This is a genomic window from Terrabacter carboxydivorans (assembly GCF_039532035.1).
GTDB lineage: Bacteria > Actinomycetota > Actinomycetes > Actinomycetales > Dermatophilaceae > Terrabacter > Terrabacter carboxydivorans.
Genome location: NZ_BAAARE010000010.1, coordinates 206,890 through 226,067, shown reverse-complemented (window position 1 = coordinate 226,067; position 19,178 = coordinate 206,890). Strand labels below are relative to the sequence as shown.

The window sequence follows — 19,178 nt, the reverse complement described above, 5'->3', positions numbered from 1 at the left end:
CCTCGATCTGAGCGCGTTCGGACACCGACAAACGAGGACCAGGCATGGACACCATCCTTGGATAGCCCTCGTTGCAACAGACCCTTGAACTCAAGCAGTCGAGAGGCCAGAGCACGTCGCGAACTCTGGCCTCTCGACGTCCCCACACCCGCAAACTCTGGCCTTTCGACGGTCGGGGTTCGCCGAGTCCGCGACCTCGGGACCGGGCCGTATGCCGTGCGGCCAGGCGGCGTATGCCGTGCGGCCAGGCGGCGTATGCCGTGTGGCCGGGGCGCGCTCGAGCGGGCCCGGCGCTGGGGGCCCGCGACACGGCATACGGTGTCGGGATGACCAAGGTTGCCCTCGTCACAGGCGCGTCGTCCGGCATCGGTGAGTCCATCGCCCTCCACCTCGTCGACTCCGGCTGGACGGTGTATGCCGTGGCCCGCCGGGTCGAGCGCATGGCCGCGCTCGAGACGCGGGGCGTCATCGCCTTCGCGATGGACGTCACCGACGACGAGTCGATGGTCGCCGGGATCGACCGCATCATCACCGAGCAGGGGCAGATCGACGCCCTGGTCAACAACGCCGGCTACGGCTCCTACGGCCCGGTCGAGCACGTGCCGATCGACGAGGCGAGGCGACAGTTCGAGGTCAACGTCTTCGGTCTGGCGCGGCTGACCCAGCTCGTCACACCCCACATGCGCACGCGCCGCCGCGGGCGGATCGTCAACATCTCCAGCATCGGCGGCAAGATCTACGAGCCGCTCGGCGCGTGGTACCACGCCACGAAGTTCGCCGTCGAGGGTCTGAGCGACAGCCTGCGCATCGAGCTCGCTCCGTTCGGCATCGACGTCGTCATCGTCGAGCCGGGACCGATCATCTCGGAGTGGAACACCATCGCCCGCGAGAGCCTCGTCGAGCGGTCGATCGGCACGGTCTACGAGGACATGGCCCGGCGCATGGCCGTCATGTTCGAGCGCGTCGACACCCCCCGGATGAGCTCAGGGCCGGAGGCCGTCGCCGAGAAGGTGCTCAAGGCCCTCGAGGCGACGAACCCGGCGGCCCGCTACCCCGCCGGCAAGGGCGCCCGTGCCATCGTCACGGCGCGCAGGCTCCTGCCCGACCGCGCCATGGACCTGCTCATCCATCAGGCCTTCAAGGGCTGACCGAGCCGTCGGGCGGTCGCGACGAGCTCGGCGGCGGGTCCAGCGAGGCGACGGGGTTCGCGCCACACGGCCCGAAGCCGTCGCTCCAGCGCCAGCCCCTCCACCTCGACGACCCGCAGGGTCCCGGCGTCGACCTGCTCGCGCACCGCGAGGACGCTGACGACGGCGGGGCCCACGCCGGCGAGCACGCTCGCACGGACGGCCGCTCCACTGGCCAGCTCGAGCAGCGGCTCGGCGCGGGTGAGGTCGCGCAGCGCGTCGTCGAGGGTGGTGCGCGTGCCGGAGCCCGGCTCACGCACGACCAGTGGCGTCGCGGCCAGCTCGTCCGGACGCAGGGGCCGGCGCCTGCGGGCCCACGGATGGTCCGGCGTGACCACGACGACGAGGCGGTCGCGACCCACGGTGCAGCTGTGCAGGCCGCGAGGCACCGAGGGCGACTCGACGAAGCCGATGTCGCAGCCGCCCGCCTCGACCTGCTCGAGGACCTGCGTCGAGTTGTGCACCAGCAGGTGGATGCGCAGGTCCTCGTGGTGCCGACGCAGCTCACCGAGCCACGCCGGGACCAGGTGCTCCGCGACGGTCATGCTCGCGCTGACCGCCAGCTCGTGCCGGCGCGCACCGCGGAGGGCCTGGGCCGCGTCGAGCAGGCGCTCCGCGTCGCCCAGGACCTCACGGGCCCAGTGCACCACCACGGTCCCCTCCGGCGTGAGCGCCGACCCGCGCGCGCCTCGTCGCAGCAGCGGCACCCCGAGCTCGCCCTCGAGCCGGCGCACGGCCCGGCTCGCGTTCGGCTGGGCCATGCCCTCCCGGCGCGCAGCCGCACCGAGGCTGCCGAGGTCGTCGACGCCGACGAGGACGGCCAGCACCGCGAGGTCGGGCCAGGCGCGAGACATGCTCTGAGCATATGGCCACGCCGCAGCCCATATCGCTGGGATATGGATGCATGCAGGATCTCCGGCTACCGGTCGGACGTCCCGGGGTCGAGGCTGGTCACCATGTCCACCACTCTCAGCCCGCAGCAGTCCGCCACCTCGGCTCCACCCTCGCGCGGGGTGGCGCGTGCGCTGCCGGGCCTCGCACTGGGTGCCGCGATGTCGGCAGCCGCCCTCGGCCTCAACCACTGGGTGCCCTCGCTCAGCCCGCTGCTCGTGGCCATCGTCGTCGGCGCCACGCTCGCCAACACCGGCCGGGTCGGCGCGCGCCTCGAGCCGGGGCTCGCCGTGGCGTCCAGACGTCTGCTCCGGATCGGCGTCGCGCTGCTCGGGCTCCAGCTGGCGCTCGGCGACGTGCTCGCGCTGGGCTGGGGAGTCATCGCCGTGGTGGTCGCCGTCGTCGTGCTCGGGATCACCGGCGGCGTGGTCGTCGGGCGCCTGCTCGGCCTGAGCCGCTCGCAGACCCTTCTCATCGCCGGCGGCTTCTCGATCTGCGGAGCAGCGGCCGCGGCGGCCGTCGACGGCGTCATCGAGTCGGAGGACGACGAGCTGGTGACGTCGGTCGCGCTCGTCGTGCTCTTCGGGACCGCCATGATCCCGCTGCTCCCCCTGGTCGCGGGATGGGTCGGGCTGGCGCCGGTGCAGGCCGGTATGTGGGCCGGCGCCTCGATCCACGAGGTGGCCCAGGTGGTGGCGGCGTCGGGCGTCATCGGCACCGGCGCCCTGGCGGTGGGCGTCGTCGTCAAGCTGGGCCGCGTGCTCATGCTCGCCCCGGTGCTGGCCCTCGTCTCCCTCGGGGAACGACGGCGCGCGAGCAGGTCCGGCGCCGGGACGGCGGTTGACGGGTCGGCGGCTGACGGGACGGTCGACGGGTCTGCGGGCAAGGGCCGCGGCGGGCGTCCTCCCCTGGTGCCGCTCTTCGTCGTCGGGTTCGTCGCGCTCATGGCGCTGCGCACCACGGGGATCGTGCCGTCCGGCGTGCTCTCGCTGGCGAAGTGGGGCGAGACGGCCCTGCTCACCATCGCCATGTTCGCCCTCGGCACGGGCGTGCGGGTCGCCTCCCTGCGACGGGTGGGGTCTCGCCCGTTCGTGCTCGCAGCGGCGACGACCGTGTGGGTCTCGGTCGTCGCGCTCGGCGGCATCCTCCTCGCCACCTGACCCAGCAGCCTCCACCGTCGAGAGGCCACGAACGGCCCCTCCTCCCACGTCGAGAGGCCACGAGTAGCCCCTCCCCCAACGTCGAGAGGCCACCAATGGCCCTGCCTCGCATGTCGAAGGGCCAGCTCTCAGGACGAGAGCTGGCCCTTCGAGGGTCGAGCAGATGGGCGGGTCAGCCCCAGACGAGAGCCTGGGCCGGGTCGGCCATGATCGCGGCGAGGTCGCTGAGGAAGCGGCTGCCGAGCTCGCCGTCGATGAGCCGGTGGTCGAAGCTGACCGCGAGCTGCGTGACGTGGCGGATCGCGATCTCGTCGTTGCCGTCGGCATCGGTGACCACCCACGGCTGCTTGCGGATCGCGCCGAAGCAGACGATGGCCGACTCACCCGGGTTGATGATCGGGGTGCCGCTGTCGACGCCGAAGACGCCGACGTTGGTGATCGTCATCGTGCCGCCCGACATCTCGGCCGGTTGGGTGCGCCCCTCGCGGGCCGTCGCCGTCAGCTGTCCGATGGCCTGCGCCAGCTCGAGCATCGTCATGGCGTGGGCGTCCTTGATGTTCGGGACGATCAGGCCGCGCGGGGTCGCCGCTGCGATGCCGAGGTTGACGTAGTTCTTCTGGACGATCTCCTGGTTGGCCTCGTCCCACGTCGCGTTCATGCCGGAGTTGCGCCGGATCGCGAGGACGAGCGCCCGGGCGAGCACGAGCAGCGGCGTCACCTTGACGTCCTTGAACTCGCGGCTGCCCTTGAGACGGTCGACGAGCTCCATCGTCTTCGTGACGTCGATGGTGATCCACTCGGTGACGTGCGGCGCGGTGAACGCCGAGCCGACCATCGCCTGCGCGGTCATCTTGCGGACGCCCTTGATCGGCGTGCGCTCCTCACGCTCACCCGCGCCGAACGGCATACGGTATGCCGTGGGGGCAGCGACGGCGGCCGAGTCGGCTTGCGCCGCAAGGCCGTTCACGGACGCGCCACTCGCGTGGTTGGTCACGTCGTCGCGCGTGATGATGCCGTCGGCGCCGGTCGGGGTGACCGACGCGAGGTCGATGCCGAGGTCCTTGGCGAGCTTGCGCACCGGCGGCTTGGCCTTGGGTCGGCCACCGGCAGCAGCAACGGCAGGGACCGCGGAGGCCGGGGACTCGACGCGCGCAGCCGGGGCCACGGGCTCCGCGACCGGCGCAGCGGCTGCGACCTGCTCGGTCTCGGTCGGGGAGGCCGCCACCGGAGCGGCAGCCGTCGTGCCCTTGCGTGCCCGCCGGGCGGTGGCGCCGGCCTTGGCGCCGTAGCCGACGAGGATCGCCTCGGAGGCGCCCTCGGCCGGAGCGGCCTTCTCCCCCGGGATCGACGGTGCCACGGCGGGAGCATCCTCGCCGCCGAGGCCGTCGTCGATCGAGATGATCGGCGTGCCGACGTCGATGGTCTCGCCCACCTGGACGAGCAGCTCCTTGACGGTGCCGGCCCACGGGATCGGCAGCTCGACGAGCGACTTGGCGGTCTCGATCTCGAGGACCATGTCGTTGACCTTGACGGAGTCGCCGGGCGAGACCTTCCACTCGACGATCTCGGCCTCGACGAGGCCCTCACCGGGGTCGGGCAGGTTGAACGTCTTGATTGCCATGTGTCGCAGCCCTTCTCAGTACGCGAGCGCGCGGTCGACGCCGTCGAGGATCCGGTCGAGGTCGGGGAGGAACTCCTCCTCCATCCGGCTCGGCGGATACGGGATGTTGGCGCCGTTGACGCGGATGACCGGCGCCTCGAGCTCGTAGAAGCACTGCTCGGTCACTTGGGCCGAGATCTCCGAGGCCATGCCGAGGAAGCTGCTCGCCTCGTGCACGACGACGAGGCGACCGGTCTTGCGGACCGACGCGACGATGGTGTCGATGGGCAGCGGGGAGAGCGAGCGCAGGTCGATGACCTCGATGCTCGTCCCCTCGGCCTCGGCTGCGGCGGCCGACTCGAGCATCGTCTTGACGACGGGGCCGTAGCCGACCATCGTCACGTCCGTGCCCTGACGGATCACGTTGGCCTCGAACAGCCCTCGCGGTGACGACGGCGCGGCCGTGTCGTACTCGGCGCGGTCGTGGTAGCGGCGCTTCGGCTCGAAGAAGATCACCGGGTCGTCGCACGCGACGGCCTGCTGGATCATCCAGTGGGCGTCCTCGGGGTTGCTGCACGCGACGACGCGCAGGCCCGCGGTGTGGGCGAAGTAGGCCTCGGGGCTCTCGGAGTGGTGCTCCGGGCTGCCGATGCCACCGCCGAACGGGATGCGGATGACCATCGGGATCTTGACCGCGCCGAGCGCACGCGCGTGCATCTTGGCGACCTGGCTGACGATCTGGTCGAAGGCCGGGTAGACGAAGCCGTCGAACTGGATCTCGCAGACCGGGCGGTAGCCGCGCAGGGCCATGCCGACCGCGGTGCCGACGATGCCGGACTCGGCGAGCGGGCTGTCGATGACGCGGTCCTCGCCGAAGTCCTTCTGCAGGCCCTCGGTGATGCGGAAGACGCCGCCGAGCTTGCCGATGTCCTCACCGATGAGCACGACCTTGGGGTCGGCCTCCATGGCCTTGCGCAGGCCGTTGGTGATGCTCTTGCCGAGGGTGACCTTCTCGAGCGCCATCAGTTCGCCTCCTCGAAGCTCGCCTTGTACGCGAGGTAGGCGGCACGCTCCGCCTCCATGACGGGGTGGTCCTCGGCGTAGACGTGGTCCCACATCGTCTCGCCGGGCATCGTCTCCATCGTGACGCAGCCCTCGCGCAGCTCGGCGGCGAACTGGTCGGCCTCCTCGTCGATCTTCGTGAAGAAGGCCTCGTCGGCCATCCCCTCGTGGGCGAGGAGCGTCTTGAGGCGCAGGATCGGGTCGCGGAACTTCCACTCCTCGACCTCGGCCGAGACGCGGTACTTCGTCGGGTCGTCGGCGGTCGTGTGCGCGCCCATTCGGTACGTGTAGGCCTCGATGAGCAGCGGGCCGTTGCCGTTGCGGGCCTCGTCGAGGCAGTGCTGCGTCACGGCATACGTGGCGAGGATGTCGTTGCCGTCGACGCGCACGCCCGGGAAGCCGAAGCCGCGGGCGCGCTGGAAGAGCGGGATGCGGGTCTGCTTCTCGACGGGCTCGGAGATGGCCCACTGATTGTTCTGGCAGAAGAAGACGACGGGGGCGTCGAAGCTCGCCGCGTAGACGAACGCCTCGTTGACGTCGCCCTGCGAGGAGGCGCCGTCGCCGAAGTAGCAGATGACCGCGGTGTCGCGGTCGGGGTCGCCGGTGCCGACGTTGCCGTCCATCCGCACGCCCATCGCGTAGCCGGTGGCGTGCAGCGCCTGGGCCCCGATGACGATCGTGTAGAGGTGGAAGTTGTTCTCCTGCGGGTCCCAGCCGCCCTGGCTGACGCCGCGGAAGAGCTGCAGCGAGCTCTGCGGGTCCATGCCACGCACGAAGCCGACGCCGTGCTCGCGGTAGGTCGGGAAGACGAAGTCGTGCGGCCGCAGCGCCCGGCCGGAGCCGACCTGGGCGGCCTCCTGGCCGAGCAGGCTCGGCCACAGGCCGAGCTCACCCTGGCGCTGGAGCGCATAGCCCTCGGCGTCGAGCCGGCGGATGAGGACGAGGTCGCGGTAGAAGCTCCGCAGGTCCTCGGGCGTCAGGTCCGCGACGTACTTGTCGTAGTCGGGGTGGGACACACGCTGACCTTCGGGGGTCAGCAGCTGGATCATGTCCGGGCCACCGTCGCCGACCGCGGGGGTCGGCTCCTGCAGCTCGGCGACAACCTTGTCGCTCACTGGGGCTCCTTCGCCGGTGAGACCGGCCTACTCGTTCGGCCCGCGAACGGGGGTCACCCGCTCGTCGGCTTCTGGGGGCGCAAGGCCGCCGTTCGTGACGACGGACACGTGCTTGGTCCTCGACCCGGAACTTACCGGAGAGGCCTGCAAATCTCACAATGCGGGACGGTCGTGCACCCTGACCTGCGGGAACGAAGGGTCGGCTGGACTCCTCAGCCGCCCGCCCCGTCTCGGCGGGGGCGGCGGTTCGCGACATAGGCAGCCGGCATCCCGGGGCCCAAGGTGACGTGGACGTCCGTCGGGTCCACCGGACCGTGGGAGTCGCACACCGCGCGGACGTGAACGGGGTCCGCGCAGTCGTCGTGCCGATAGAGGATCGGCGGCTCGCCCGGAGCGGCCCACCGGTCGCCCCACTCGGTCAGCGCGACGAGCGTCGGAGCGAGGTCGCGCCCCTTCTCGGTGACGACGTACTCGCTCAGCTTCGCCTGCCCCACGACCTCCCGGCGCACCATGAGGCCGCCGTCGACGAACGCGTCGAGACGAGCCTGGAGCACGTTGGTCGCGATCCCGAGGTTGTGCTGGAAGTCGCCGAAGCGGGTCACGCCCGCAAAGACCGCATCACGAAGGATCAGCAGGCTCCAGCGCTCACCCACCACCTCGAGCGCACGAGCGATCGAGCAGACCTGGCTGTCATACGTCCTGCCGAGCATGCGACCAGTCTAGGAGAACCCCTTGCATCATGAAAGTTCCGCTCCTACAGTGACTTGCATCATGCAAGTGTGAATCAATCGACAGAAGGACTGACATGGGCACCGACCTGACCCACGGCTTCACCGTCGAGCAGACCCCGCAGCAGGTCTTCGACGCGATCAACGACGTCCGCCACTGGTGGTCCGACAACGTGGTGGGCGACACCGCGAGCCGGGGCGCCGAGTGGGTCTACGTCACCCCCGACATCCACTTCTCCAAGCAGCGCACCACCGTCCTCGTGCCCGGGCAGCGCGTCGAGTGGCTCGTCGTCGACAGCTACCTCAGCTTCACCGACGACAAGGAGGAATGGACCGGCACGACGATCCGCTTCGAGATCACGCAGCCCGACGGTCCGCAGGGTCACACCCGGCTCGACTTCACCCATGTCGGCCTGACGAGTGAGGTCGAGTGCCACGACGTGTGCGAGACAGCATGGGGACAGTACGTCGTCGGCAGCCTGCGCGACCTCATCCGAGCCGGGGTCGGGCGCCCCGGGGAGTTCAGCAACCAGGAGTCCCTGGACGCTGCGCTGGCCGGCACCGCCACGGTCCCGTCCGCCTCCTGACCCGTTGAATCCTGAACCGCTGCATCGTGACCCACTCCGACCGGTACCCGCCGCGACATCAGCGGCGGGTGCCCCAGCTCCAGGCAGGCGTGGAGAGCAGCCCCTGGCCCTGAACGAACGTCTCGCCGAGGTCCTTGACGAGGGTGACGCCACGAGCCGGTGAGGCCAGCCCCACCCGGATGTCATCGTCCACGTCGTCGTCCGGGTCGACGACGCCGAGCTCGCGGACCAGGGCGTCGGAGTGGGAGACGACCATGACCTGGCTGCGCTCGGCCGCCGCGCGGACGAGGCGCGCCAAGGGCGCCAGCAGCTCGGGGTGGAGCGAGGTCTCGGGCTCGTTGAGCACCATGAGCGGCGGCGGGTCGGGCGTGAGCAGGGCCGCGACGAGGAGCAGGTAGCGCAGGGTCCCGTCGGACAGCTCGGCAGCGGAGAGCGGGCGCAGCATGCCCGGCTGGTGCAGCGCGACGTCGAATCGCCCGGCGTCGATGGTCACCTCGAGGATGGCGCCGTCGAAGGCGTCGGCGACCGCACGGTCCAGCTCGGACCGGCCGTTCTCGCGGATCGTCTGGAGGGCGGCCGCGAGGTCGCGGCCGTCGTCGGCGAGCACCGGCGTGCGGGTGCCGACCTGCGGGGTGCGCGCCGGCGCCTCGGCGTCGGCACGGAAGCCGTCGTAGAACCGCCAGCCGCGGATCATCCGGCGCACCCGGAGCAGCTCCGGCGCCCGCTCGGGGTCGGCGAGCTCGGTGAGCATGCTCTCCCAGGGGCGGAGCGAGCGCGTCAGCTCGGTCCAGCCGGGCCGTGCCGTGCGCGCACCGCCTCCACCCGCCGGACGACCGGCGACGCCCTCCGGGTCCTTGTAGGCCGCGCGCGACCCGGTCCGCGAGCCGGGCTCCTCGACGGGGTCGGACTCCCACTCCGAGTCCTCGGCGGCGCCGCCCCACTCCGATCCCCAGCCGTCGTCGCCGCTCGGCGCGGCCCGGGTCCCGACGACGCCCCACCGGCGGCGCACGAGCACGGAGCCGGGCCGCATGACCGGGCCGGACCAGACGACCTCACGCTTGATCTCGGGGTCGCGCAGGAAGGCGGAGGTGCCCTCCGCCCCCGACGACTGCTGCGGCAGGCCGAGGTCGACGAGGTAGCCGAAGTCGTCGGAGGCGAAACCGAGCTGCAGGCTGATCGGGCCCTTGCGGCGGGTGCCCTGAACCGCGTGGCCGCGGTCGCGCGCACCGCCGAGCGTGGCCGGTCCGGCCCAGAGCGCGGACTGCAGGCCTCCCTCGCGGGCGAGGGTCCCGACGACGTCGCCGCGCCCGCAGCCGGCCAGCAGCCGAAGCGACCGGTAGAGGCTCGACTTGCCGCTGCCGTTGGCACCGGTGACGACGTCGAGCCCGTGGAGCGGCACGACGACGTCGCGCAGGGAGCGGTAGCCGGACACGGCGACGGCGGTGAGCATGCCCCGACGGTAGGTCGCGGGTCCGACAGCGCGTCACCGTCCGGCGCGCCCGGCGGAGCCGTCAGGAGGGCGCGGGCTCCCCGGCCTCGCGGGACTCGCTGCCGGGAGCGCCTCCTCGGCGGAGCACCGCGACCACCATGACGACGAGGGCCACGGCCCAGAGCGCGAGCGCCGCCATCGGGAAGGCTGCGGCGACCGTCCGGACGAACACCGGCTCACCGCCCATCGACACCCAGCCGAAGGCGGCGTCCCCGCTCCTGAGCCCGATGACGGCGGCCACGAGCGCAACGCCCACGGCGACGGCTGCGACCACTCCGGACATACGCGCTCCGGCACGGCCTGGCCGGCGCCGGGCCCACAGGACGGCTGCGACGAGCGCCACCACCGCCGACGCCCCGAGGGCGGCCAGCGAGACGATCGAGCCGTCGAGGTCGGTCGACGACTCTGCCGAGCGGGAGCGGACCCGCCCCCACACCCAGATGTCGAGCAGGGGCCGCACGGCCCCGCCCGGTGACTCCACGACGAGGCGGTCGGTGGGCCAGATCAGGCCCGCGACGAGCAGCGCCGCACCGGCGGCCAGCAGCAGGGTGACGACACGCCGCACGTCACGCCTGGGTGCCGGCGGCTGCGTCGCCCTCGCCCGCGACGTCCCCGCCGCCTGCGCGGTCCGCGCCGCCCGACCAGGCGGGCAGCTGCTGGAGCGTCCACCGGTTGCCGTCGGGGTCGCTGAAGTAGACGAAGCGACCCCACGGCTGCTCGTCGACCTCCGAGGCCTCGACGCCGCGTCCGACGAGCTCGGCCCGCGCCGCGTCCGCGTCGGCGATGACCATCTGGAGGTTGTCGAGGCCGCCGGGAACGATCTGTGTCAGCCCCTTGCCGATCGCGATCGAGCAGGCCGACCCAGGCGGCGTCAGCTGCACGAACCGCACCTCCTCGCTCACCGTGTGGTCGTGGTCGGCGTTGAAGCCGACCTTGTCGACGTAGAAGTCCTTGGCCCGGTCGACATCGGTAACGGGCACCGCCACCAGCTCGAGCTTCATGTCCATGCACCGACGGTAGGGCCGGGCACCCACACGCGGGGCCGAGAGCCGTCCGCGGGTTGGTGGTCGCGTCGCGCGGCGCGCCGGGCGTGCGGGCAGCAACGCGCGGAGGGGCCCGGCAGGCGCGTCAGCCCGGCCGTCCCCCGCGCGGTTCGTCGTCGCTGAAGCCCACCGAGGGCGTATGCGTGCTGCCGGGTGGGGCCGCCTCCCGCAGGGTCGCGACGTCGCCCGTCGACGACCGACCACGGGTCCCGCGGGACGGGGGCGCTCCTTCGGGAAGGGAGCCCCGACGTCCAGCCCAGCGCGCCGCCACGGTCGAGACGCGCGCCCCGAGGGCATACGCCGGTCCGGGCAGCAGGACCGGGGCGACGAGCACGACGAGCGCCAGCCCCAGCAGCCCGACCGACACGACCTCGAGCCACCCGGCCACCGTCGTGACCTCGACGAGCCCGGGCGCCAGGCCGATCGACCGGTCGTCGAAGCTGACCCGCGCGACGACGGAGCCCGTGACGGTCGCGAGAGCCAGCGCGAGACCGGCTGCGCCGGCGACCTGCCCACGCCGGTCGGCCATCAGGAGCCACCCGAGCAGACCGGCCGCCGCGAGCACCAGCACGACGACGAGCAGCACGAGCCGGGACACCGGGTCCGGGCCGCCGAAGGCGTCGAGCACGACCCCGTCGGAGGAGTAGACCACCTGCCGCCCCCACGCCCAGACGCGCTGCTCGTAGCCCTTCGTGAAGTCCCCGACCTCCGGCACCCGCATCGCCAGCACCGTCGTGGGCCAGACCGCCGTGGCTGCAGCCAGGAGCACGCCGACCCCTCCTAGCACTGCGACGGCCACCCGCAACGGCAGCCCGACGCGGCTGTCGACCGGGCGGTCCGCGGCCGCACCCGGGGACGGCTCCGGTGCGGAGTGCTGGGACGCCGCCAGCCCGACCCTGCTTTCGACCTGGCGAGCCGCGGCCACACCCGGGGACGGCTCCGGCGCGGACCGCTCGGGCGCCGGCAGCCAGGAGGCGGTGGGCGGCGCGAGCGCAGCCCCACTCTCCACGCTCTGCCCGGGCGTCACGGGACGGTCGTCGTCCTGCGGCGTCGCGAGCGCGCGGACCCGCGCGACCCAGGCGGACGGCATACGCACGCCGACCAGGGCGAGCACGAGGAGCACGACCGCGACGACGGCAGCCAGGGCCGCGAGCGACTCCAGGACGCCCGCGGTCGTCGAGGCCCCGGTGGCGGCGAGCCCGTGCACGTCGTCCCGGACCGGCCGGCCCGCGCGCTCGGCGACCGCCGACACGAGGTGCCCGAGCAGGGCGGCCCACGCGACCGACGCGACGGCCGTGGCCCACGGAGCCCGCACGAGCACCCACAGAGTGACCCCCACGAGCGCGCCCACGAGGAGCGTCACGAGGACGGCCAGACCGACCGGGTTGGAGAGGTCCTGCACCACGGCACCGCCCGCACCGGTCACTCGTGAGCGTCCCCAGCTCCAGAACTCCTGGTCGAAGAGCAGGACACCGCGCGAGCTGTCGAGCGTCGTCAGCGTCCACGTCGGCGCGAGCGCCGACGGCAGCGCGAGGCACACGGCCAGCAGTGCGGCCGCACCTGCGGGCACCCGTCCACGCTGCAACGCCATGTGTCCTCCCGTGTCGCGCGCCCTCGCGCGTCAGCCCGTCGGCCCGCGCGTCAGCGGGCGCCGAAGGCCGCGGCGACCTCGATGAGCCGCGAGTTGGCCTCCACCTCGCCGATCGTCGCGCGCACGCCGTCGTCGCCGTACTGCCGCACCGTCAGCCCCGCGTCGGAGCAGGCCTGCGAGAAGGCCGTCGAGTCGGCCCCCAGCGGGAACCACACGAAGTTCGCGTCGGACTGCGGCAGCTTCCAGCCCTGGTCGTTCAGTGCCTGCACGACCCGGTCGCGCTCGGCGACCAGGGACTCGACGCGCTCGTTGAGCTCGTCGAACGCGTCGAGCGAGGCGACGGCCGCCACCTGCGCGACCGAGTTCACCCCGAACGGCGTGGCGGTCTTGCGCAGGGCAGCGGCGACGGGAGGGTGCGCGACGGCATACCCGACCCGCAGGCCGGCGAGGCCGTAGGCCTTGGAGAAGGTGCGCAGCACGACGACGTTGGGGCGGTGACGCCACACGTCGAGGCCGCGCACGGCCTCGGGGTCGCGGACGAACTCCACGTAGGCCTCGTCGACGACGACGATGACGTCGCTCGGCACCTTGTCGAGGAACGCCTCGAGCTCGGACTGGTGCACGCACGGGCCCGTCGGGTTGTTGGGCGTGCAGACGAGGATGACGCGGGTGCGGTCGGTGATCGCCGCGAACATCGCGTCGAGCCGGTGCCGCGCCTGCTCGTCGAGCCCGACCATGATCGGCTTGGCGCCGGCCAGCTGCGTGACGATCGGGTAGGCCTCGAAGGAGCGCCACGCGAAGACGACCTCGTCGCCCGCGTCGCACGCGGCGTTGACGATCTGGGCGAGCACCGCGACCGAGCCGGTACCGGTGGCGATGCACTCGGCCGGGACGTCGAGCGCCTTGGCGAGGCGCTCCGTAAGAGCCGTGACGGCCATGTCGGGGTAGCGGTTCACCGTCGCGGCCGCGTCGTCGATCGCGGCGAGCACCGAGGGGAGCGGACCGTACGGGTTCTCGTTGGACGACAGCTTGTAGGCCGTGACGCCCGCCGGAGCGGCGGCCGGCTTGCCGGGCTTGTAGTCGGGCATCTGGGCCAGCACCTCGCGCAGGCGGACCGCGGTCTGCGTGGCCGGCGACGCGGCATACGACTCCCGCGGGGTGGCGCTCTCGGTCACGCTCTCGCTGACGGACTCCGTGCTCTCGCTCATACCCGAACTGTAGAGGCAGTGTCCACGGGAGCGACCGGCCCATGGACGCTCCCCTGACGCCGGGACCGGTCTGTGGCTAGGCTCACACCGTCGCGTCAGCGCCGCCACGACACCCTGTCTGCTGCCCACTCTCCGAAAGTCCACTCAATGCGCATCGGCATCCTCACCGGGGGCGGGGACTGTCCCGGCCTCAACGCCGTCATCCGCGGCGCGACCCGCGCCGCCGAGGTCACCTACGACAGCACCGTCATCGGCTTCCGCAACGCCTGGCGCGGAGTCATGGACAACGACTACGAGATCCTCGACGTCGACCGCTGCCGCGGCATCCTGCCCCTCGGCGGCACGATCCTCGGCACGAGCCGCGACCAGCCCTTCGCGCACGAGGACGGGCTCAAGCGCGTGCGCAAGGCCTACGACCGGCACGGCCTCGACGCCATCATCGGCATCGGCGGCGAGGGCTCGATGGGTGTCGTCAACCGCCTGCACGAGAACGGCTTCCCCGTCATCGGGGTGCCCAAGACCATCGACAACGACATCTCCCTGACCGAGATGACCTTCGGCTTCCAGACGGCCGTGCAGATCTGCACCGACGCCATCGACCGCCTCCACACCACGGCCGAGTCGCACCACCGCGTCCTCGTCGTCGAGGTGATGGGGCGCCACGTCGGGCACATCGCGATCTGGTCCGGCCTGGCCGGCGGCGCCGCGATCACCCTCGTGCCGGAGGAGCCCTTCGACATCGACGAGGTCTGCGAGCGGATCGTCCACCGCCACAAGAAGGGTCGCTTCGCCACCATCGTCGTCGTCGCCGAGGGCGCCCTGCCCAAGGCCGGCACGATGGAGATCCCTGCCCCCGAGGTCGACAAGTACGGCCACAAGATCCTCGGCGGCATCGGCTCGATCCTGGCCCGCGAGATCCAGGGGCGCACCGGCATCGAGAGCCGCATGACGGCCCTCGGGCACATCCAGCGCGGCGGCTCGCCCGTGGCGTTCGACCGCGTGCTCGGCACCCGCTTCGGGGTCGCTGCGGTCGAGGCCGCTCTCGACGGCGCCTGGGGCCAGATGGTCGCCCTGCAGAAGGGCCGGATCGAGCGCGTGCCCGTCGCCGACGCCATCAGCTCGCTCAAGATGGTCGACGCCGACATGCTGCGCCTCAACGCGATGTTCCAGCCCCGCATCCCCGGTGACGAGCACCCCGGTCTTCCCTCCGACGCACCCGCCCCCGTGGAACACTGAGCGCATGCTCCTCAACTTCGCGCTGCAGACGGTCATCAACGCCGTCGCGCTGTGGGTGGCCGCCTGGGCGATACCGGGCATCACCTTCGGCGGCGACAACACGGGTCAGGTCGTCAAGACGGTCGTCATCGTGGCGCTGATCTTCGGCATCGTGAACGCCTTCATCAAGCCGATCCTCAAGCTGGTCTCGCTGCCGTTCATCATCCTGACGCTGGGGCTGTTCGTCTTCATCGTCAACGCGCTGATGCTCGAGCTGACCTCGTGGCTGGCCGGCAAGTTCAACCTCGCCTTCCATGTCGAGCACTTCTTCTGGGACGCCGTCTTCGGCGCCCTCATCGTCACCTTCGTCTCGATGATCCTCAGCTTCCTCAAGACCGACTGAGCATTTCGACGCCGTCCGACGAGGTCTGGAGCCGGGGAGCTGCCGTGGCCGTGAGCCTGCGAGCGGCTCCGGCAGGTCAATCCGGAATGCCGTGAGCCCGCCTTCCGTCCGGAGGGCGGGCTCACGGCATACGACGCTCTGGAGACCGGCGGCGCCGTGCGTCAGAGCAGGGGCGGCTCGAGCGCGAACCGCAGCGGCTGGCCGGGCCTGACCTGGGCCGCGAGCGGCACGTCGTCGGGGTGCACGACGGCGACGACGGGATACCCCCCGGTGACCGGGTGGTCGGCGAGGAAGATCACCGGGCGACCGTCCGGAGGCACCTGCACCGCCCCCTCGACGACGCCCTCGGAGGGCAGCTCGTGGGTGCGCTGCCGGGTCAGCGCCGGACCCTCGAGCCGAAGCCCGATCCGGTCGGAGGCCGCGGTCACCTCGTAGGCGACGCGGGCGAGGCGGGTGAGCGAGTCGGCGGTGAACCAGTCGGCGCGCGGGCCGGGGACGGCGCGCAGCACGACCTCGTCGGGGAGCTCGGCCACCGCGGCGTGGTCGACGCCGGGCATCGGGCCCACGGGTCGGCCCAGCTCGACGGTGTCGCCGTCGCGCAACGGGGCCGGCCCGAGGCGCGAGAGGAGGTCGGTGGCGGCCGACCCGAGCACGAGCTCGGACGCCACGCCGCCGCGCAGCGCCAGGTAGGTGCGCACGCCGCGGGTCGGCATCCCGAGCTCGAGCACCTCGCCCGCCCGCACGGTCACGGGCGTGCAGCAGGCGTGTGCCCGACCGTCGACGCGCACCGGGGCCGGGGCGCCGGTGACCGCCACCGTGGCAGCCTCGGTGAAGCGCAGCACCAGGCCGCCGAACGTCGTCTCGAGCGCCGGAGCGCCCTCGGCGTTGCCGACCAGCCGGTTGGCGAGGCGCAGGCTCGGCCGGTCGACGGCGCCCGAGCGACCCACGCCCAGGTGCGCGAGCCCGGGGCGGCCGAGGTCCTGGAGCGTCGTCAGCGGTCCGGCCCGCAGCACCTCGATCACGGGTCGAGCCTCGCGAAGCGCACCCGGGTGCCGGGGGCGAGCAGGGCGGGCGGCTCACGGTCGAGGTCCCAGAGGGGCGCCTCGGTGCGGCCGATGAGCTGCCAGCCCCCCGGCCCCTCCTGCGGGTAGATCCCGGTGAACTCGCCGGCCAGGGCGACGGAGCCGCGCGGGACGCGGGTGCGCGGGGTGTCCCGGCGCGGCACGACGAGGGCCGGGTCTCCCCCGACCAGGTAGGCGAAGCCCGGGGCGAACCCGGTGAAGGCCACCACGTAGGTGGCGGCGGCATGGCGGCGCACCACCTCCTCGACCGACAGGCCGCTGAGGCGTGCGACCTCGTCCAGGTCGTCCCCGCCGTAGGACACGTCGACCTGGACCTCGCGTCCGGTCGGGTCGTCGTCGCGAGGGCGCACCTCGAGGGCTGCGAGCGCCTCGGCGATCCTGCTGTGCGAGGCGGTCTCGTCGAACGTGACGAGCACCGTGCGGGCCGCGGGCACGAGGTCGACGACGCCGGGCAGCGCGCCACCGGCGCGGGCCTCCTCGAGCGCCCGGTGGAGGGCCATCACCTCCGGGAGGTCGTCGCACTCGACGAGGAGCCCGCGGTGCCCGGCGGCCAGCAGTCGCGTCATCACGGCACTGCCGTGAACGCCCGGAGCGCGACGCCGGCGTCGTCGACCGCGCGACGCACGGCGTGCGCCATCTCGACGGCGCCGGGGGTGTCACCGTGGATGCAGATCGACTGTGCCGCGACGGAGATCGTGGTCCCGTCGATGGCGACGACGGTGCCTTCCGTCGCCATCTGGACGCAGCGGCGCGCGACCACGTCGGGGTCGTGGATGACCGCTCCGGGCTCGCGGCGAGGGACGAGCAGGCCATCGGGGTTGTAGGCGCGGTCGGCGAAGGCCTCGGCGACCGCGGTGAGCCCGTCGGCCTCCGCCCGGAGGAGGAGCTCGGAACCGGCGAGGCCCAGCACCGGCATCGTCCGGTCGAAGAGGGCGACCGCCTCCGTGACGGCGCCGGCCGTCACGGCGTTGCTCGCCGCGGAGTTGTAGAGGGCGCCGTGCGGCTTGACGTAGCTGACGCGGGCCCCCTCGACACCGGCGATGCCGTGCAGGGCGGCGATCTGGTAGATCAGCTCGTCGACGAGCTCGGCCGGGTCCATCTCGATGTGGCGGCGGCCGAAGCCAGCGAGGTCGCGGTAGCCCACCTGCGCACCGACGGCCACCCCGAGCTGGGCCGCGCTGGCGCACACGCGCCTCAGGATGCTCGGGTCGCCGGCGTGGAAGCCGCAGGCCACGTTGGCGCTCGTGACGACGCGGAGCATGGCCTCGTCGTCCCCGAGGGTCCACCGGCCGAAGCCCTCGCCGAGGTCGCTGTTGAGGTCGATGGAGCTCATGGGGCGGACCGTACCGCCGTGCCGACGAGAGGGTCGACCGGGGCCACGGGCGGGGTCGGGCTCATGTCGGCTGCTCGTGGCGGCTGGCGCTGACGAAGGTTCACGACCATGGACGACGATAACCGCCTGCGACAGCGTGCCCCCTCTCTGCGACGTTCGAGGGCTGCTGGCCGAGCTGCGCCTCGCCGTCCTCCGGCCGCCCGACGCGCCGGCGCTGCCGTAGGGCCGCACCGCCCACCGGGGTGTCGGTGGCGAGGGTGTCGGCGCGGGGTCCTACCGTCGTGGCATGCGGTTGCTCCACACCTCCGACTGGCACCTCGGGCGCACGCTCCACGGCGTGAACCTCCACGAGGCGCAGACGGCTGTCCTGGAGCGCATCTGCGAGCTCGTCGAGGACCCGCCCGACGGGGTGCCGATCGACGCCGTGCTGGTCGCCGGTGACGTCTACGACCGTGGCGTGCCACCGGTGGAGTCGGTCCAGCTCTTCGAGTGGACGCTCTCGCGGCTGTCAGCGGTCACGACCGTCGTCGTCACCTCGGGCAACCACGACTCGGCGATCCGGCTCGGCTACGGCGCCGGCCTGTTCCGCGACAGCATCCGGATGGTCACCGACCCCGGGCAGCTCGACCTGCCGCTGCTCCTCGAGGGCAGTGACGGCGTGCGGGCCGCGGTCTACGGCATCCCCTACCTCGACCCCGACCACGCGCGAGTTGCGCTGGCCGGCGGCGGGGACCCGCTGCCGCGCTCGCACCAGGCCGTGGTCGCGGCGGCGTGCGACCGCATCCGCGCCGACCTCGGCGACCGTCCCGGCGTCCGCTCGGTCGTGCTGGCGCACGCCTTCGTCGCCGGCGCCGAGCCGAGCGACTCCGAGCGCTCGATCATGGTCGGCGGCGTCGACCGCGTGGCCGGCACCGCCTTCCACGGCATCGACTACGCCGCGCTCGGCCACCTGCACGGCCCGCAGGCTCCCGAGTCGGCCGAGGGGTCGGTCGTGCGCTACTCCGGCTCGCCGCTGCGCTACTCCTTCTCCGAGCAGGAGCAGCAGAAGGTCGTCCTGCTCGTCGACCTCGACGCGTCGGGGCCGGCGCGCGTGACTCCGGTCGAGGTCGTGCAGCCGCGCGCGATGGCGACCCTGCGCGGCCGCCTCGACGAGCTGCTCGAGTCCGCGGCGTTCGCCGCGGCCGAGGACGCGTGGGTGCGGGTCACCGTGACCGACCGCGTGCGCCCCGACTCGCTCATGGACCGCCTGAAGTCCCGCTTCCCGCACGCCCTCCAGGTCTTCCACGAGCCCGAGGGCGCCATCGACCGCGGCCGGTCGGGCACGACCGTCGTCAGCGAGCGCGACCCGCGCGAGCTCGGGGCGGACTTCATCGCCTACGTCACCAAGACCGAGGCGAGCAGCAGCGAGATCGACGTCTTCGAGGCCGGCTTCGAGGCGGCCGTCCGGGCCCAGCACCGGGCCGAGGCGCAGGAGGTGGGCTGAC

General features: G+C 72.6%; 19 protein-coding genes. 6 read left to right on the top strand and 13 right to left on the bottom strand.

The annotated features are described in order from the left end of the window. Nucleotides 1-326: 326 nt before the first annotated feature. Nucleotides 327-1,148, top strand: coding sequence for an oxidoreductase (locus ABD297_RS13030; protein WP_344255380.1), 822 nt, complete (start codon nt 327-329; stop codon nt 1,146-1,148). Here the strand turns inward: ABD297_RS13030 and ABD297_RS13025 are convergent. Beyond that, complete coding sequence (locus ABD297_RS13025; RefSeq protein ID WP_344255379.1) at nt 1,130-2,041, bottom strand: LysR family transcriptional regulator; 912 nt, start codon at nt 2,039-2,041, stop codon at nt 1,130-1,132. The two genes, ABD297_RS13030 and ABD297_RS13025, sit on opposite strands and share 19 nt — an antisense overlap. Before the next feature lie 102 nt (nt 2,042-2,143). Between ABD297_RS13025 and ABD297_RS13020 the strand changes: the two genes are divergently transcribed. After that, a complete protein-coding gene (locus ABD297_RS13020) occupies nt 2,144-3,238 on the top strand; it encodes a YeiH family protein (RefSeq protein WP_344255378.1) in 1,095 nt (364 codons plus the stop codon). A 172-nt stretch (nt 3,239-3,410) separates the two neighbouring features. Here the strand turns inward: ABD297_RS13020 and ABD297_RS13015 are convergent, their stop codons facing one another. From ABD297_RS13015 to ABD297_RS13000, 4 genes are all read right to left on the bottom strand, one after another. Beyond that, entirely contained in the window at nt 3,411-4,859 is a 1,449-nt protein-coding gene (locus tag ABD297_RS13015) for a dihydrolipoamide acetyltransferase family protein (protein ID WP_344255377.1), read from the bottom strand. Between the two features lie 15 nt (nt 4,860-4,874). Then, a complete protein-coding gene (locus tag ABD297_RS13010) occupies nt 4,875-5,861 on the bottom strand; it encodes an alpha-ketoacid dehydrogenase subunit beta (RefSeq protein ID WP_344255376.1) in 987 nt (328 codons plus the stop codon). Next, entirely contained in the window at nt 5,861-7,015 is a 1,155-nt protein-coding gene (pdhA, locus tag ABD297_RS13005) for a pyruvate dehydrogenase (acetyl-transferring) E1 component subunit alpha (protein WP_344255375.1), read from the bottom strand. Before pdhA ends, ABD297_RS13010 begins: the two co-directional genes overlap by 1 nt. Nucleotides 7,016-7,227: 212 nt before the next feature. After that, nucleotides 7,228-7,725, bottom strand: coding sequence for a winged helix-turn-helix transcriptional regulator (locus ABD297_RS13000; protein WP_344255374.1), 498 nt, complete (start codon nt 7,723-7,725; stop codon nt 7,228-7,230). 95 nt (nt 7,726-7,820) lie between these two features. Between ABD297_RS13000 and ABD297_RS12995 the strand changes: the two genes are divergently transcribed. Then, nucleotides 7,821-8,330 (top strand): SRPBCC domain-containing protein, encoded by a 510-nt coding sequence (locus tag ABD297_RS12995; RefSeq protein ID WP_344255373.1) that lies wholly within the window; start codon nt 7,821-7,823, stop codon nt 8,328-8,330. A 58-nt stretch (nt 8,331-8,388) separates the two neighbouring features. On the opposite strand, the gene ABD297_RS12990 is transcribed toward ABD297_RS12995, so the two are convergent. From ABD297_RS12990 to hisC, 5 genes are all read right to left on the bottom strand, one after another. Further along, a complete protein-coding gene (locus ABD297_RS12990; protein ID WP_344255372.1) occupies nt 8,389-9,780 on the bottom strand; it encodes an AAA family ATPase in 1,392 nt (463 codons plus the stop codon). A 61-nt stretch (nt 9,781-9,841) separates the two neighbouring features. Further along, complete coding sequence (locus ABD297_RS12985; RefSeq protein WP_344255371.1) at nt 9,842-10,384, bottom strand: hypothetical protein; 543 nt, start codon at nt 10,382-10,384, stop codon at nt 9,842-9,844. 1 nt (nt 10,385) lies between these two features. Beyond that, nucleotides 10,386-10,826, bottom strand: coding sequence for a glyoxalase superfamily protein (locus tag ABD297_RS12980; protein WP_344255370.1), 441 nt, complete (start codon nt 10,824-10,826; stop codon nt 10,386-10,388). Between the two features lie 121 nt (nt 10,827-10,947). Continuing rightward, nucleotides 10,948-12,453, bottom strand: coding sequence for a hypothetical protein (locus tag ABD297_RS12975; RefSeq protein ID WP_344255369.1), 1,506 nt, complete (start codon nt 12,451-12,453; stop codon nt 10,948-10,950). A 50-nt stretch (nt 12,454-12,503) separates the two neighbouring features. Then, nucleotides 12,504-13,661 (bottom strand): histidinol-phosphate transaminase, encoded by a 1,158-nt coding sequence (hisC, locus tag ABD297_RS12970; RefSeq protein ID WP_344255368.1) that lies wholly within the window; start codon nt 13,659-13,661, stop codon nt 12,504-12,506. Nucleotides 13,662-13,808: 147 nt separating this feature from the next. Between hisC and ABD297_RS12965 the strand changes: the two genes are divergently transcribed. Together ABD297_RS12965 and ABD297_RS12960 are read left to right on the top strand one after the other, a co-directional pair. Beyond that, complete coding sequence (locus ABD297_RS12965) at nt 13,809-14,897, top strand: 6-phosphofructokinase (protein WP_344255367.1); 1,089 nt, start codon at nt 13,809-13,811, stop codon at nt 14,895-14,897. 4 nt (nt 14,898-14,901) lie between these two features. Continuing rightward, nucleotides 14,902-15,279, top strand: coding sequence for a phage holin family protein (locus tag ABD297_RS12960; RefSeq protein ID WP_344255366.1), 378 nt, complete (start codon nt 14,902-14,904; stop codon nt 15,277-15,279). A gap of 161 nt (nt 15,280-15,440) precedes the next feature. Here ABD297_RS12960 and ABD297_RS12955 read toward each other — a convergent pair whose 3' ends face one another. The 3 genes from ABD297_RS12955 to ABD297_RS12945 are packed head-to-tail and all read right to left on the bottom strand — an operon-like array spanning nt 15,441 to nt 17,694. Further along, a complete protein-coding gene (locus ABD297_RS12955; protein WP_344255365.1) occupies nt 15,441-16,301 on the bottom strand; it encodes a 5-oxoprolinase subunit C family protein in 861 nt (286 codons plus the stop codon). Continuing rightward, nucleotides 16,298-16,927: a 5-oxoprolinase subunit B family protein gene (locus ABD297_RS12950; RefSeq protein WP_344255364.1), complete on the bottom strand. Its 630-nt coding sequence runs from the start codon at nt 16,925-16,927 to the stop codon at nt 16,298-16,300. The genes ABD297_RS12955 and ABD297_RS12950 overlap by 4 nt, the downstream gene beginning before the upstream one ends. Continuing rightward, entirely contained in the window at nt 16,927-17,694 is a 768-nt protein-coding gene (locus ABD297_RS12945) for a LamB/YcsF family protein (RefSeq protein WP_344255362.1), read from the bottom strand. Before ABD297_RS12945 ends, ABD297_RS12950 begins: the two co-directional genes overlap by 1 nt. A gap of 286 nt (nt 17,695-17,980) precedes the next feature. Between ABD297_RS12945 and ABD297_RS12940 the strand changes: the two genes are divergently transcribed. After that, on the top strand, nt 17,981-19,177 hold the full coding sequence (locus ABD297_RS12940; protein WP_344255361.1) for an exonuclease SbcCD subunit D: 1,197 nt from the start codon (nt 17,981-17,983) through the stop codon (nt 19,175-19,177). Nucleotide 19,178: the final 1 nt, after the last annotated feature.